14 protein-coding genes are annotated in these 12,472 nt (G+C 71.7%); 3 read left to right on the forward strand and 11 right to left on the reverse strand.

Going from position 1 to position 12,472, the window contains the following annotated elements; translation table 11 throughout:
- The 11 genes from AC2CJA_RS17080 to AC2CJA_RS17130 form a co-directional block, all read right to left on the reverse strand.
- The coding region (locus tag AC2CJA_RS17080; protein WP_484603551.1) for an EI24 domain-containing protein at positions 1 to 797 on the reverse strand (797 nt) is incomplete at its 3' end.
- Between the two features lie 86 nt (positions 798 to 883).
- Entirely contained in the window at positions 884 to 1,882 is a 999-nt protein-coding gene (gene dapD / locus AC2CJA_RS17085) for a 2,3,4,5-tetrahydropyridine-2,6-dicarboxylate N-succinyltransferase (RefSeq protein WP_484603552.1), read from the reverse strand.
- A 95-nt stretch (positions 1,883 to 1,977) separates the two neighbouring features.
- Complete coding sequence (locus AC2CJA_RS17090) at positions 1,978 to 2,298, reverse strand: DMT family transporter (RefSeq protein ID WP_484603553.1); 321 nt, start codon at positions 2,296 to 2,298, stop codon at positions 1,978 to 1,980.
- Positions 2,299 to 2,419: 121 nt separating this feature from the next.
- Complete coding sequence (locus AC2CJA_RS17095; protein ID WP_206346530.1) at positions 2,420 to 2,755, reverse strand: metal-sulfur cluster assembly factor; 336 nt, start codon at positions 2,753 to 2,755, stop codon at positions 2,420 to 2,422.
- Entirely contained in the window at positions 2,752 to 3,255 is a 504-nt protein-coding gene (gene sufU / locus AC2CJA_RS17100) for a Fe-S cluster assembly sulfur transfer protein SufU (RefSeq protein ID WP_484603554.1), read from the reverse strand. Before sufU ends, AC2CJA_RS17095 begins: the two co-directional genes overlap by 4 nt.
- 46 nt (positions 3,256 to 3,301) lie before the next feature.
- Complete coding sequence (locus AC2CJA_RS17105; RefSeq protein ID WP_484603555.1) at positions 3,302 to 4,558, reverse strand: cysteine desulfurase; 1,257 nt, start codon at positions 4,556 to 4,558, stop codon at positions 3,302 to 3,304.
- A gap of 125 nt (positions 4,559 to 4,683) precedes the next feature.
- Positions 4,684 to 5,448 (reverse strand): Fe-S cluster assembly ATPase SufC, encoded by a 765-nt coding sequence (gene sufC / locus AC2CJA_RS17110; protein WP_484603556.1) that lies wholly within the window; start codon positions 5,446 to 5,448, stop codon positions 4,684 to 4,686.
- A gap of 6 nt (positions 5,449 to 5,454) precedes the next feature.
- Positions 5,455 to 5,814, reverse strand: coding sequence for a non-heme iron oxygenase ferredoxin subunit (locus AC2CJA_RS17115; protein ID WP_484603557.1), 360 nt, complete (start codon positions 5,812 to 5,814; stop codon positions 5,455 to 5,457).
- Positions 5,811 to 6,992: a Fe-S cluster assembly protein SufD gene (gene sufD / locus AC2CJA_RS17120; protein WP_484603558.1), complete on the reverse strand. Its 1,182-nt coding sequence runs from the start codon at positions 6,990 to 6,992 to the stop codon at positions 5,811 to 5,813. The genes AC2CJA_RS17115 and sufD overlap by 4 nt, the downstream gene beginning before the upstream one ends.
- 110 nt (positions 6,993 to 7,102) lie before the next feature.
- Positions 7,103 to 8,524 (reverse strand): Fe-S cluster assembly protein SufB, encoded by a 1,422-nt coding sequence (sufB, locus tag AC2CJA_RS17125; RefSeq protein WP_484603559.1) that lies wholly within the window; start codon positions 8,522 to 8,524, stop codon positions 7,103 to 7,105.
- A complete protein-coding gene (locus AC2CJA_RS17130) occupies positions 8,521 to 9,312 on the reverse strand; it encodes a helix-turn-helix transcriptional regulator (protein WP_484603560.1) in 792 nt (263 codons plus the stop codon). Before AC2CJA_RS17130 ends, sufB begins: the two co-directional genes overlap by 4 nt.
- 271 nt (positions 9,313 to 9,583) lie before the next feature.
- Here AC2CJA_RS17130 and AC2CJA_RS17135 point away from each other — a divergent pair, with 271 nt between their 5' ends.
- The 3 genes from AC2CJA_RS17135 to AC2CJA_RS17145 all read left to right on the forward strand — a co-directional run bounded on the left by AC2CJA_RS17135 (position 9,584) and on the right by AC2CJA_RS17145 (position 12,455).
- Positions 9,584 to 10,510 (forward strand): ABC transporter ATP-binding protein, encoded by a 927-nt coding sequence (locus AC2CJA_RS17135; RefSeq protein WP_484603561.1) that lies wholly within the window; start codon positions 9,584 to 9,586, stop codon positions 10,508 to 10,510.
- A gap of 151 nt (positions 10,511 to 10,661) precedes the next feature.
- Positions 10,662 to 11,393 carry an ABC transporter permease gene (locus AC2CJA_RS17140; protein ID WP_484603563.1) on the forward strand — a complete coding sequence of 244 codons (732 nt, stop codon included), beginning with the start codon at positions 10,662 to 10,664 and terminating at the stop codon, positions 11,391 to 11,393.
- A gap of 48 nt (positions 11,394 to 11,441) precedes the next feature.
- Positions 11,442 to 12,455 carry a COX15/CtaA family protein gene (locus tag AC2CJA_RS17145; RefSeq protein ID WP_484603562.1) on the forward strand — a complete coding sequence of 338 codons (1,014 nt, stop codon included), beginning with the start codon at positions 11,442 to 11,444 and terminating at the stop codon, positions 12,453 to 12,455.
- The last annotated feature ends 17 nt before the right edge of the window (positions 12,456 to 12,472 follow it).

A 12,472-nucleotide genomic window follows, 5' to 3' on the forward strand; every position in this document is an offset into this window, starting at 1 on the left:
GGCTCGGCCCGCGTCCCCCGCGGCCCGTACGGCTCCCGCGCGGCCGGCTGCCCGTCCGCGGGCGCGCCCGTCAGGTCCCGCACCAGGAGGGCGGCGCCCGCGACCGCGCCCGGCATCAGGAAGACCGCGGCCAGCGGCACCAGGAAGCACAGCGCCAGCGGTGTGCCGAAACCGACCGCGAGCGCCTTGCGCCCGCGCAGCAGCCGCATCCTCTCGCGGACGGGGATGTCCCGGCGCTGCATGGCCACCGAGGTGAGCTCCAGCGCCAGGAAGAACCCGGAGACGACGAGGCCGAGGGCGGGGACGACGGTCTGGCCGGCGACGGGGACGAAGCCGAGCAGGAGCAGCACCACGCCGAAGGCCAGCGCCCGCACCAGGACGTAGAGGCTGTCGCACAGGGAGATCCACAGTCCGCGCAGCAGCGAGACGTCCGGGCCCTCGGGGCAGCCGCCCTCGGCCTCCTCGACCTTCTCCGACAGGGACTCGTAGAAGGGGTCGCCGACCAGCAGGGTGACGGCGGTGAAGGTGAGCACCGCCATCAGCAGGCCGCCGGCGAACAGCAGCACCGTGAACGTGCCGCGCAGCAGTCCGCCCCAGGGCGAGGACCAGCCGTCGGCGAACGGCGTGGCCCAGACCGCCAGGTCGTCGGCCCAGAAGCCGAGGGCGATCAGAGCCGCCGTGTAGAGCACCAGGGTGATGAGCGCGGGCAGCAGCCCGAAGCCGAACCACCGTCCGTTGCGCAGGACCCACTTCTGCCCCTGCCCCAGGTACCGCGCCCCGGTCATGAGATCACCCATGGCCGCACAGCGTAACGGGCCCGCCGCCCGGTGGGGGCGGCGGGCCCGGCCGAGTGCCCGATGCCAAGGGCGTATCCGGCGCGGCGTCAGTTGTGGCTGTGCAGGGCCTCGTTCAGACCGCCCCAGGAGCCGGAGCGCTGGAGGGCCTCGACGGCCCCGGTGGTGGAGTTGCGGCGGAACAGGAGGTTGTTCGCGCCTGACATCTCCAGCGCCTTGACGACCTCGCCGTCGGGCAGGGCGACGCGGGTGCCGGCCGTCAGGTAGAGGCCCGCCTCCACGACGCAGTCGTCACCCAGCGAGATGCCGATGCCGGCCTCGGCGCCCAGCAGGCACCGCTCACCGATGGAGATGGTCTGCTTGCCGCCGCCGGAGAGGGTGCCCATGATCGATGCGCCGCCGCCGATGTCGGAGCCGTCTCCGACGACGACACCCGCGCTGATGCGGCCCTCGACCATGGAGGTGCCCAGTGTCCCGGCGTTGAAGTTGACGAAGCCCTCGTGCATCACGGTGGTGCCGGAGGCGAGGTGGGCGCCCAGGCGCACCCGGTCGGCGTCGCCGATGCGCACACCCTTGGGGATGACGTAGTCGGTCATCCGGGGGAACTTGTCGACGCTGGTGACCGTGAGCTGCCTGCCCTCGGCGCGGGCGGCGAGACGGACCCGCTCGACCCGCTCGACGGGTACGGGACCGAGGCTGGTCCAGGCCACGTTGGCGAGCAGACCGAAGATCCCGTCCAGATTCTGGCCGTGCGGCCTCACCAGGCGGTGGCTGAGCAGGTGCAGCCGCAGGTAGGCGTCGTGCGCGTCCAGGGGCTTGTCGTCCAGCGAGGCGATGGCGGTGCTGACGGCGATGACCTCGACGCCGCGGACCCGGTCCGGTCCCAGGGCCCGCGGCGCGGCGTCGCCCAGCAGCTCGGCGGCGCGCTCGGCGCTCAGCCGCTCGGTGCCGGCGGGTCCGGGTGCGCCGGTCAGCTCGGGCGCGGGGAACCAGGTGTCGAGGACGGCGCCCCCCTCGAGTGCGACGGTGGCCAGTCCGGCGGCGACCGCGCCGGTCGTACGGGGTGCGGGTGCAGGTGCTTCGGTCATGGCCAAACGCTAACCGGACACCTTCCGCGAGCGCGAACCGGTCCCACCGGCCGGACGCGGCGGGCGGGTACGCGGGAGACGCGCACGCGGCGCCGTCAGTGGCCGCCGCCCAGGTTGAGGACCACCACCCCGGCGATGACCAGGAGGATTCCGGTGATTCTGGCGGCGGTGACCGCCTCGCCGATGAAGACCATGCCGATCACGGCGATGGCCGCGGTACCGACGCCCGACCAGATCGCGTACGCGGTGCCGACCGACATGGTCCTGAGCGTCTGCGCGAGCAGGGTGAACGCGACGAGGTACCCGGCGGCGGTGCCCAGGGTGGGCCACAGCCGGGTGAAACCGTCGCTGTACTTCATCGAGGTGGTCGCCAGCACCTCGGCCATGATCGCGCAGGCCAGCATCAGATACACCATGCGCCGAGGCTACGCAGCGGTACGGCGGGCCCGCCGACCGCCCCGTCCGTGCGCGCACCTCGCCGGCCGGGTCCCCGCAAGGGCCCCGGCCGGCGGGGGAGAGCGCTGGGTGCCCGGTGCCTCAGACGTTGAAGCCGAGTGCGCGCAGCTGCTCGCGGCCCTCGTCGGTGATCTTGTCAGGGCCCCACGGCGGCATCCAGACCCAGTTGATGCGCAGTTCGTTGACGATGCCGTCGGTCGCGGACTTCGCCTGGTCCTCGATCACGTCGGTCAGCGGGCAGGCCGCGGACGTCAGCGTCATGTCCAGCGTGGCGGTGTTGTCGTCGTCGATGTGGATGCCGTAGATCAGGCCCAGGTTGACGACGTCGATACCCAGCTCGGGGTCCACCACGTCGTACAGCGCCTCGCGGACCTCGTCCTCGCTCGCCGGTTTCGTCGTGGTCGGCGTCTCGCTCATGCGGTCCTCTCCTCGGCCTCGCGCCCGGCCTTCTGCCCGGCCTCGTTCTCGGCGGAGCCGCCGCCCAGGGCCTGGGCGGTGGCGTCCTTCCATGCCATCCAGCTCAGCAGGGCACACTTCACGCGTGCCGGGTACCTGGAGACCCCGGCGAACGCGACCGCGTCCTCCAGGACCTCCTCCATCGCGTCGTCCGGCTCGATCCGGCCCTTGGACTGCATCAGCTCCAGGAACGTCTCCTGGACCCGGCGCGCCTCGGCCAGCTCCTTGCCGACCAGCAGGTCGTTCAGCACCGAGGCGCTGGCCTGGCTGATGGAGCAGCCCTGCCCCTCGTAGCTGACGTCCGCGACGGTGGAGCCGTCCATCCTCACCCGCAGGGTGATCTCGTCGCCGCATGTCGGGTTGACGTGGTGCACCTCGGCGTCGCCGTCGCGCAGCCCCCGTCCGTGCGGGTGCTTGTAGTGGTCCAGGATCACGTCCTGGTACATGGAGTCAAGCTTCACGAGTCACCTTCAGCAGCCGCGGTAGTCCGTCGTCGGTCACGGAACATCAACCGAAGAAGTTCCGTACGTGTTCCAGCCCCTCCACCAGGGCGTCGACTTCCGCCGGGGTGGAGTACAGGTAGAACGACGCCCGGGTGGTCGCGGGAACTCCGTACCTGAGGCAGACGGGCCTGGCGCAGTGGTGGCCGACCCGGACGGCGATGCCCTGCTCGTCGAGCACCTGCCCCACGTCGTGGGGGTGGATGTCGCCGAGCGTGAAGGAGATCGCGGCGCCGCGCTCCTCGGCCGTGGACGGGCCGATGATCCTCAGGGAGGGGACCTCCTGGAGCCTGCGCACCGCGTACTCGGTGATCGCGTCCTCGTGGGCCGCGATGCGGTCCATGCCGATCGAGCTCAGGTAGTCCACGGCGGCGCCCAGCCCGACGGCCTGCGCGATCGGCGGGGTGCCCGCCTCGAACTTGTGGGGCGCGGGGGCGTAGGTGGAGGAGTGCATCGAGACGGTCTCGATCATCTCGCCGCCGCCGAGGAACGGGGGCAGGTCCTCCAGCAGCTCCTGGCGGCCCCACAGCACGCCGATGCCGGTCGGCCCGCACATCTTGTGGCCGGTGAAGGCCACGAAGTCGGCCTGGAGCGCCTGGACGTCGACCGTCATGTGCGGGGCGGCCTGGGAGGCGTCGATCACCACCAGTGCGCCGACCTCCTGGGCGCGGCGGACGATCGTCTCGACCGGGTTGACCGTACCCAGGATGTTGGAGACCAGCACGAAGGAGACGACCTTGGTCCGCTCGGTGATGACCTCGTCGATGTTCGACAGGTCCAGGCGGCCGTCGTCGGTGAGGCCGAACCACTTCAGCTTCGCACCCGTGCGCTGCGCCAGCAGCTGCCAGGGCACGATGTTGGAGTGGTGCTCCATCTCCGTGATGACGATCTCGGTCCGGTCGTCGACGCGGTAGGGCTCGTCGGCCCAGCCGAGCATGTTCGCCACGAGGTTGAGCGACTCCGAGGCGTTCTTGGTGAAGATCACCTCGTCGCGGCTCGGGGCGTTGACGAAGGCGGCGACCTTGTCGCGCGCCCCCTCGTACAGCGCCGTGGCCTCCTCGGCGAGCACGTGGACGCCGCGGTGGACGTTGGCGTTGTGCCGCGCGTAGTAGTCGTTCAGCGCGTCGAGCACCTGGTTCGGCTTCTGGGAGGTCGCCGCGTTGTCCAGGTACACGACCTTCTTCCCGTCGTGGACCGTGCGGTCCAGCAGCGGGAAGTCCTTGCGGATCGCGTCCGTGTCGAGAAGGCCCGGCAGCTGTGTCACGCTCGTGTTTCTCCGTTCTCCCCCGAGATCCCACACCCCGCGGGTACCCCATTGCGCGCCCGTCCGGCCGGGGCCGGGGGCGCCGTCGGTGCGCGGGGCCGCCGGGGCGGCCCCGCGGATACGGCTCACGCCGCCCGGTCGCCCTTGACGTAGGCCTCGTAGCCCTCTTCCTCCAGCTTGTCCGCCAGCTCCGGGCCGCCGGACTCGGCGATCCGGCCGGCCGCGAAGACGTGGACGTGGTCGGGCTTGATGTAGCGCAGGATGCGTGTGTAGTGGGTGATCAGCAGGGTGCCGACCTCTCCGGTCCCGCGGACGCGGTTGACGCCCTCGGAGACGATGCGCAGCGCGTCGACGTCCAGACCGGAGTCGGTCTCGTCGAGAATCGCGATCTTCGGCCGGAGCAGCTCCAGCTGGAGGATCTCGTGGCGCTTCTTCTCACCGCCGGAGAAGCCCTCGTTGACGTTGCGCTCGGCGAAGGCGGGGTCGATGTTGAGGCGCTCCATGGCCTCCTTGACCTCCTTCACCCAGGTGCGCAGCTTGGGGGCCTCGCCGCGGATGGCGGTGGCGGCGGTGCGCAGGAAGTTGGAGACGGACACGCCGGGCACCTCGACCGGGTACTGCATGGCGAGGAAGACGCCGGCGCGGGCGCGCTCGTCGACGCTCATCTCCAGCACGTCCTCGCCGTCCAGGGTGACGGTGCCGCCGGTGATCGTGTACTTGGGGTGGCCCGCCAGCGAGTAGGCGAGGGTGGACTTGCCGGAGCCGTTCGGGCCCATGATGGCGTGCGTCTCGCCCTGCTTCAGGGTCAGGTCGACGCCGCGCAGGATCTCCTGGGGGCCGTTCTCGGCCTCGACGGAGACGTGCAGGTCGTGGATCTCAAGCGTTGCCATGGGGCTTCAGGACTCCTGGGTGGTGGAGACGAGCACGGCCGCGTCGGGGCCGTCTCCTTCGATCTTGACGGGGTATACGGGGACGGGGCGCGTGGCGGGCGGCCCGTCGGGCTTGCCGGTGCGCAGGTCGAAACTGGACCCGTGCAGCCAGCACTCGATGTGGCAGTCCTCCACCTCGCCCTCGGAGAGCGAGACGTTCGCGTGCGAGCAGATGTCGTTGATCGCGAAGACCTCTCCCCGCGTGCGGACGAGCGAGACCGGGACGCCGCCGATCTCCACCCGCCTGGGAGTGCCCTCCTCCAGCTCGCCGAGCGAGGCGGCGCGGACGAAGCCCGCGCTGTCCACCGTGTTCTCGCCGGTGCTCATGCGACCGACTCCTCCAGCTCCTCATCGATCCTGGCGATGAGGCGTTCCTGCAGGTCGGGCAGGCCGATCTGCTGGACCAGCTCGGCGAAGAAGCCGCGCACCACCAGGCGGCGGGCGTCCTGCTCCGGGATGCCGCGCGCCATCAGGTAGAACAGCTGCTCGTCCTCGAAGCGGCCGGTGGCCGAGGCGTGGCCGGCGCCGACGATCTCGCCGGTCTCGATCTCCAGGTTGGGCACCGAGTCCACCCGCGCGCCGTCGGTGAGGACGAGGTTGCGGTTGAGCTCGTAGGTGTCGGTGCCGGTGGCCGAGGCGCGGATCAGCACGTCGCCGATCCACACCGCGTGCGCGTCCTGGCCCTGGAGGGCGCCCTTGTAGACGACGTTGCTGCGGCAGTTCGATGCCTCGTGGTCGACGAAGAGCCGGTGCTCCTGGTGCTGGCCGTCGTCGGTGAAGTACAGGCCGTACAGCTCGGCCTCGCCGCCGGGGCCCGCGTAGTTGACGCGCGGGTGGAGGCGCACCACGTCGCCGCCGAAGGTGACGACCACGGACTTGAAGGTGGCGTCGCGGCCGACCAGGGCGTTGTGCTGGGAGCAGTGCACGGCCGTGTCGTCCCAGTCCTGCACGGAGACGACCGTCAGCTTCGCGCCGTCGCCCAGCACGTACTCGACATTGGCGGCGCGCACGCCGTCACCGGTGTGGTCGATGACGACGACGGCCTCGGCGAAGGCGCCCAGCTCGAAGACGGTGTGCCCGAAGGAGATGCCGCCCTGGCCCTGGATGCTCACCCGGATCGGCTCGGTGAGCACCGTCTCCTTGGGCACGGTGACGACGGCGGCCTTCTCGAAGGCGCTGTACGCCTGGGCCGCGACCCGGTCGACGGGCTTGCCGGCCCGGCCCAGGCGGGCGTCGTCGCGGCCGACGGTCTCCACCGTCACGCCGTCGGGCGCGGAGATGTCGGCCTTGACGCCACCGCCCGCCTCGGCGGTGCCGTCGTGCAGGCCCCGCAGCCGCTCCAGCGGGGTGAAGCGCCACTCCTCCTCGCGGCCGTGCGGCACCGGGAAGTCCGCCACGTCGAAGGACGGCGGGGCGCTCATCCGGGTGGCGACGGTGGACTCGGCCGCCACCGCGATCGATCCGGCGGTCGTGGACCCGGCCGGGATGTTCTGAGCCTCAGCCATGGCTGTCGTGTTGCTCGCTCTCTGTCTTCTGTGTTCGCCGGTCCCCGGGCTTCTCGGCGCCCGGGGACCGGCTCACGGTCACGGAGGGGTGAGGACGGGTGGCCGGGCGGTCAGCCGACCGCGCCCTCCATCTGCAGCTCGATCAGCCGGTTGAGCTCCAGGGCGTACTCCATGGGCAGTTCCTTGGCGATCGGCTCGACGAAGCCGCGCACGATCATCGCCATCGCCTCGTCCTCGGACAGACCGCGCTGCATCAGGTAGAACAGCTGGTCGTCGCTGACCTTGGAGACCGTCGCCTCGTGGCCCATCGTCACGTCGTCCTCGCGGACGTCGACGTAGGGGTAGGTGTCCGAGCGCGAGATGGTGTCCACCAGCAGCGCGTCGCACAGCACGTTGGACTTGGAGTTCTCGGCGCCCTCGCCGATCTCGATCAGACCGCGGTAGGAGGTGCGGCCGCCGCCCCGCGCCACCGACTTGGAGACGATGTTGGAGGAGGTGTTGGGCGCCATGTGCACCATCTTGGCGCCGGCGTCCTGGTGCTGGCCCTCGCCCGCGAAGGCGATCGAGAGGGTCTCGCCCTTGGCGTGCTCGCCCATCAGGTAGACGGCCGGGTACTTCATGGTCACCTTGGAGCCGATGTTGCCGTCGACCCACTCCATCGTCGCGCCCTCGTAGGCCACGGCGCGCTTGGTGACCAGGTTGTAGACGTTGTTCGACCAGTTCTGGATGGTCGTGTAGCGGCAGCGGGCGCCCTTCTTGACGATGATCTCCACGACCGCCGAGTGCAGCGAGTCGGACTGGTAGATCGGCGCGGTGCAGCCCTCGACGTAGTGGACGTAGGCGTCCTCGTCGACGATGATCAGCGTCCGCTCGAACTGGCCCATGTTCTCGGTGTTGATCCGGAAGTAGGCCTGGAGCGGGATGTCCACGTGGACGCCCTTGGGCACGTAGATGAACGAGCCGCCGGACCACACCGCGGTGTTCAGCGCGGCGAACTTGTTGTCGCCGGCCGGGATGACGGTGCCGAAGTACTCCTGGAACAGCTCCGGGTGTTCCCTGAGCGCGGTGTCGGTGTCCAGGAAGATGACGCCCTGGCTCTCCAGGTCCTCGCGGATCTGGTGGTAGACCACCTCGGACTCGTACTGGGCGGCGACGCCGGCGACCAGGCGCTGCTTCTCGGCCTCGGGGATGCCCAGCTTGTCGTAGGTGTTCTTGATGTCCTCGGGCAGGTCCTCCCAGGTCTGGGCCTGCTTCTCGGTGGACCGCACGAAGTACTTGATGTTGTCGAAGTCGATGCCGCTCAGGTCCGAGCCCCAGTTCGGCATGGGCTTCTTCCCGAAGAGCCTCAGGCCCTTCATGCGGAGCTTCAGCATCCACTCCGGCTCGGACTTCTTGTCCGAGATGTCGCGGACGACCTCCTCGGAGAGGCCGCGCTTGGCCGAGGCGCCGGCGGCGTCCGGGTCGGCCCAGCCGTACTCGTACTTGCCCAGGCCCTCCAGCTCAGGGTGGGCAGTCTCCGTGGGGAGAGTCATGCGGGGTTCCTCCCGGCTGTGCTTGCAGATGCTGTCGCTGCGGTGGTCTTGGATGTCTTGGGGGTCCCGGGTGCGGACCCGGAAGCCGTTTTGGGGATGAACGTCGTGCACACCCCGTCGCCGTGGGCGATGGTGGCCAGACGCTGCACATGGGTGCCGAGCAGGCGGGAGAAGACCTCCGTCTCCGCCTCGCACAGCTGCGGGAACCGCTCGGCGGCATGCGCCACCGGGCAGTGGTGCTGACAGAGCTGCTCTCCGCTGGAGGCGGGCGCGCCGCGCGCGGTGGCAGCGTACCCGTCCCTGGACAGTGCCTCGGCCAGAACCCTGGCCCTCTCCTCGGGCGCGACCCGTTCCAGCTCGGCGCGGTACCGCTCGGTCTGGGCGGCGACCCGGGCCCGGGCGAAGGCCGCGACCGCGGCCCGCCCCTCCTCCCCGCCGCCCGCGGCCTGGGCTATCCACCTCAGGGCGTCGACGGCGAGCTGGTCGTAGGCCTGGTCGAAGGCGCTGCGTCCGCGGTCGGTGAGCGCGAAGACCCTGGCGGGGCGGCCCCTGCCGCGCGAGCCGTAGACCCGCTTCTCACGTGGTTCGACGACGCCCTCGGAGACGAGCGCGTCCAGGTGACGGCGGACCGCCGCCTGGGTGAGTTCCAGCCGCTGGGCGAGCTCGGCCGCGGTGGACGGGCCGTGGTCGAGGACGGATCGCGCGACCTTGTTGCGGGTGCCGTGGTGCTCGTCCTGGGCCGGGTGACCGGGGGCGCGGGTGTCACCGACGCCGTGGTGGGCCGCCATACGCTCTCGAGCCTCCTCACTCCGCCCCGGGTCCGCGGCGCTCCCGCCCGCCGCGGCCGGGCGGCCGTTGACGGCGGGTGCGCTTTTTCACAACGCCATTGTTGCGTAATTCGGAGGAGACGGGCAAGCCACGCCCTGACCGGCCCGGATGGGATGCATCACGTAAGGCGTGCCTTACCGGTGACGCCGGTGGCGCGGCCCGGCGGCACGCTCCGGCGGCGGGGGCGGCCCGGCGGGGGCGGTCCGTCCCCGGGCTCCTAGACTCGCCCGTATGCGAGACACGGCGGCCGTCGAGGTCGCGGGACTGGTGAAGCGGTACGGGAGCAGGACGGCGGTGGACGGGCTGGACCTCACCGTCGGGCGCGGCACCGTCACCGCCGTCCTCGGACCCAACGGAGCGGGCAAGACCACCACCATCGAGACCTGCGAAGGCTACCGCCGCGCGGACGCGGGCACCGTCCGCGTCCTGGGACTGGACCCGGTCGCCGACGCCGCCGCACTGCGGCCCCGGATCGGGGTGATGCTCCAGAGCGGCGGGATCTACCCCACCGTCCGCGCCGCGGAGATGCTGCGCCACATGGCCGTGCTGCACGCCCGCCCGCTGGACACCGGCGCGCTGATCGAGCGGCTGGGGCTGGCCGGCTGCGGCCGCACCCCCTACCGGCGGCTCTCCGGCGGCCAGCAGCAGCGCCTGGCACTGGCCATGGCCGTCGTCGGACGGCCCGAGCTGGTCTTCCTGGACGAGCCGACCGCCGGTCTGGACCCGCAGGCCCGCCGCTCCGCCTGGGAGCTGGTGCGGGAGCTGCGCGCGGACGGCGTGACGGTGGTGCTGAGCACGCATTTCATGGACGAGGCCGAGACCCTGGCCGACGATGTCGCGATCATCGACGAGGGCCGGGTGATCACGCGGGGAAGCCCCGAGGAGCTGTGCCGGGGCGGCGCCGAGAACACCCTGAGCTTCACCGGACGCCCCGGCCTCGACCTGGCCTCCCTGCTCAAGGCACTGCCGCCGGACACCGCCGCCGCCGAGACGGTCCCGGGCTCGTACCGCCTGACCGGGACCGTCGGCCCCCAGCTCCTGGCCACGGTGACATCCTGGTGCGCGCAGAACGGGGTGATGCCGGACGGCATCGCGGTGGAGCGGCGCACGCTGGAGGACGTCTTCCTGGATCTGACGGGCAAGGAGCTGCGGCCGTGAGGCGGCACGCACACCCCGGCCGGGGGCCCGGGGGTCGCCCCCCGGAAGGACACAGCCTGGATCCGACGGGCAAGGAGCTGCGGTCGTGAGTACGGAGAACACCGGGCCGGGCACGTACGCCCCCGCCCCCGGCGCGGCCCCGCTGCCCCGGATGATCGCGGCCCAGGCCGCGCTGGAGACGCGGCTGCTGCTGCGGCACGGCGAGCAGTTGCTGCTGACGATCGTCATCCCCGCCCTGCTGCTGGTGCTGTTCAGCGCCGTGGACATCGTGGACCTGGCCGGGGAGGGGGGCGGCGGGGGCGAACGGGTGGACTTCCTGGCGCCGGGCGTGCTGGCGCTGGCCGTGCTCTCGACCGCCTTCACCGGCCAGGCGATCTCCACCGGCTTCGAGCGGCGCTACGGCGTCCTCAAGCGGCTGGCCGCCTCCCCGCTGCCCCGCTGGGGGCTGATGACCGCCAAGACCTGCGCGGTGCTGGTCACCGAGGTGCTGCAGGTGGTGCTGCTGACATCGGTGGCCCTGGCCCTGGGGTGGTCGCCGCACGGCAGCCCGCTCGCCGTGGCACTGCTGCTGGTCGCCGGGACGGCGGCGTTCTCCGGTCTCGGACTGCTCATGGCCGGAACGCTGCGGGCCGAGGCGACGCTGGCGGCGGCCAACCTCGTCCTCGTCCTGCTGCTGGTCGGCGGCGGGGTGGTGGTGCCGCTGGAGAGGTTCCCCGAGCCGGTGCGCGGGGTGCTGGAGCTGCTGCCGATCTCCGCGCTCTCCGAGGGGCTGCGCGAGGTGCTGCGGGACGGGGCCGGGACGCCCTGGGCGAACCTGGCGGTCCTGGGCGTGTGGGCGGTGGCGGGCCTGGCCGCCGCGGCCCGCTTCTTCCGGTGGGAGTGACCGCTCCCCGCGGCCCCTCGTGAAAGCTCGCACAAGCGCCCGCCTACCATGGTGCCCGTGCCCAGTCTGCTCGAATTCGCGCGAAACCCCGTCGCGTACGTCGCCAGGCGCTGGACTCCCGCCCAGCGCACCGTGGAGCGCGCCACCCTGGCCGCGCTCGTCCTGAGCGTGCTCATCGTGGTCACCGGCGGGGTGGTGCGGCTGACCGGCTCGGGACTGGGGTGCGACACCTGGCCCAAGTGCAGCGGGGACAGCCTGATCGCCACGCCCGAGATGGGGCTGCACGGCGCCATCGAGTTCGGCAACCGCCTGCTGACGTACGTGCTGTGCGCCGCCGTCGGCTGGGCGATCATCGCGGTCCGCTCGGCGAAGCCGTACCGCCGGGGCCTGTCGCGGCTGGCCTGGTGGCAGTTCTGGCTGGTCGTCGCCAACGGTCTGCTGGGCGGTGCGACGGTGCTGCTGCGGCTGAACCCGTACACCGTCGCCGCGCACTTCCTGCTCGCCAGCGTGCTCATCACGGTCACCACCGTCACCTGGCTGCGTGCCCGCGAGGGCGACGACGTGCCCCGCCCGCTGACCGGGGCCCGGATCCGGCAGCTCGCGGCGGCGCTGACCGCCGTGTCCGTGCTGCTGATCGTCGTCGGCACCATGGTGACGGGCTCGGGCCCGCACGCGGGCGACAGCAGCGAGGTGCCGCGGATGGGCGTGGACTGGGAGACGACCGCCCGGGTGCACGCCCTGCTGGCCTGGGCCGTGGTGGCCCTGACCGTGCTGCTGTGGCTGGCGCTGCGGTCCGCGGACGCGCCCCGGGGCCCTCGCGTCCGCACCCGGGACCTCTTCCTGGTGCTCCTGGCGCAGGGTGTCATCGGCTACGTCCAGTACTTCACCGAACTGCCGGAGGTGCTGGTCGCGGCGCACCTGCTGGGCTCCTGCCTGGTGTGGATCGCCACCTTGAGGGTGCTGCTGTCGCTGCGCGAGCGCGGTCTGCCGCCGGTGGCGGGCACCGGCACCGCGGCGCCGGTGCCCGCCGGCCGGCCGGCTCCGGCCGCGTCCGGCCTGTAGGACGTCGCGGTGAGGGC

It is taken from the genome of Streptomyces sp. ATLC9 (assembly GCF_057196705.1).

Bases quoted from the DNA above. Each gene is read 5' to 3' on its own strand.
- sufB (WP_484603559.1), bottom strand. From the start codon at position 8,524: ATGACTCTCCCCACGGAGACTGCCCACCCTGAGCTGGAGGGCCTGGGC.
- AC2CJA_RS17135 (WP_484603561.1), top strand. From the start codon at position 9,584: ATGCGAGACACGGCGGCCGTCGAGGTCGCGGGACTGGTGAAGCGGTAC.
- AC2CJA_RS17145 (WP_484603562.1), top strand. From the start codon at position 11,442: ATGGTGCCCGTGCCCAGTCTGCTCGAATTCGCGCGAAACCCCGTCGCG.
- sufD (WP_484603558.1), bottom strand. From the start codon at position 6,992: ATGGCTGAGGCTCAGAACATCCCGGCCGGGTCCACGACCGCCGGATCG.
- AC2CJA_RS17095 (WP_206346530.1), bottom strand. From the start codon at position 2,755: ATGAGCGAGACGCCGACCACGACGAAACCGGCGAGCGAGGACGAGGTC.
- dapD (WP_484603552.1), bottom strand. From the start codon at position 1,882: ATGACCGAAGCACCTGCACCCGCACCCCGTACGACCGGCGCGGTCGCC.
- sufC (WP_484603556.1), bottom strand. From the start codon at position 5,448: ATGGCAACGCTTGAGATCCACGACCTGCACGTCTCCGTCGAGGCCGAG.
- AC2CJA_RS17090 (WP_484603553.1), bottom strand. From the start codon at position 2,298: ATGGTGTATCTGATGCTGGCCTGCGCGATCATGGCCGAGGTGCTGGCG.
- AC2CJA_RS17130 (WP_484603560.1), bottom strand. From the start codon at position 9,312: ATGGCGGCCCACCACGGCGTCGGTGACACCCGCGCCCCCGGTCACCCG.
- AC2CJA_RS17115 (WP_484603557.1), bottom strand. From the start codon at position 5,814: ATGAGCACCGGCGAGAACACGGTGGACAGCGCGGGCTTCGTCCGCGCC.
- AC2CJA_RS17140 (WP_484603563.1), top strand. From the start codon at position 10,662: ATGATCGCGGCCCAGGCCGCGCTGGAGACGCGGCTGCTGCTGCGGCAC.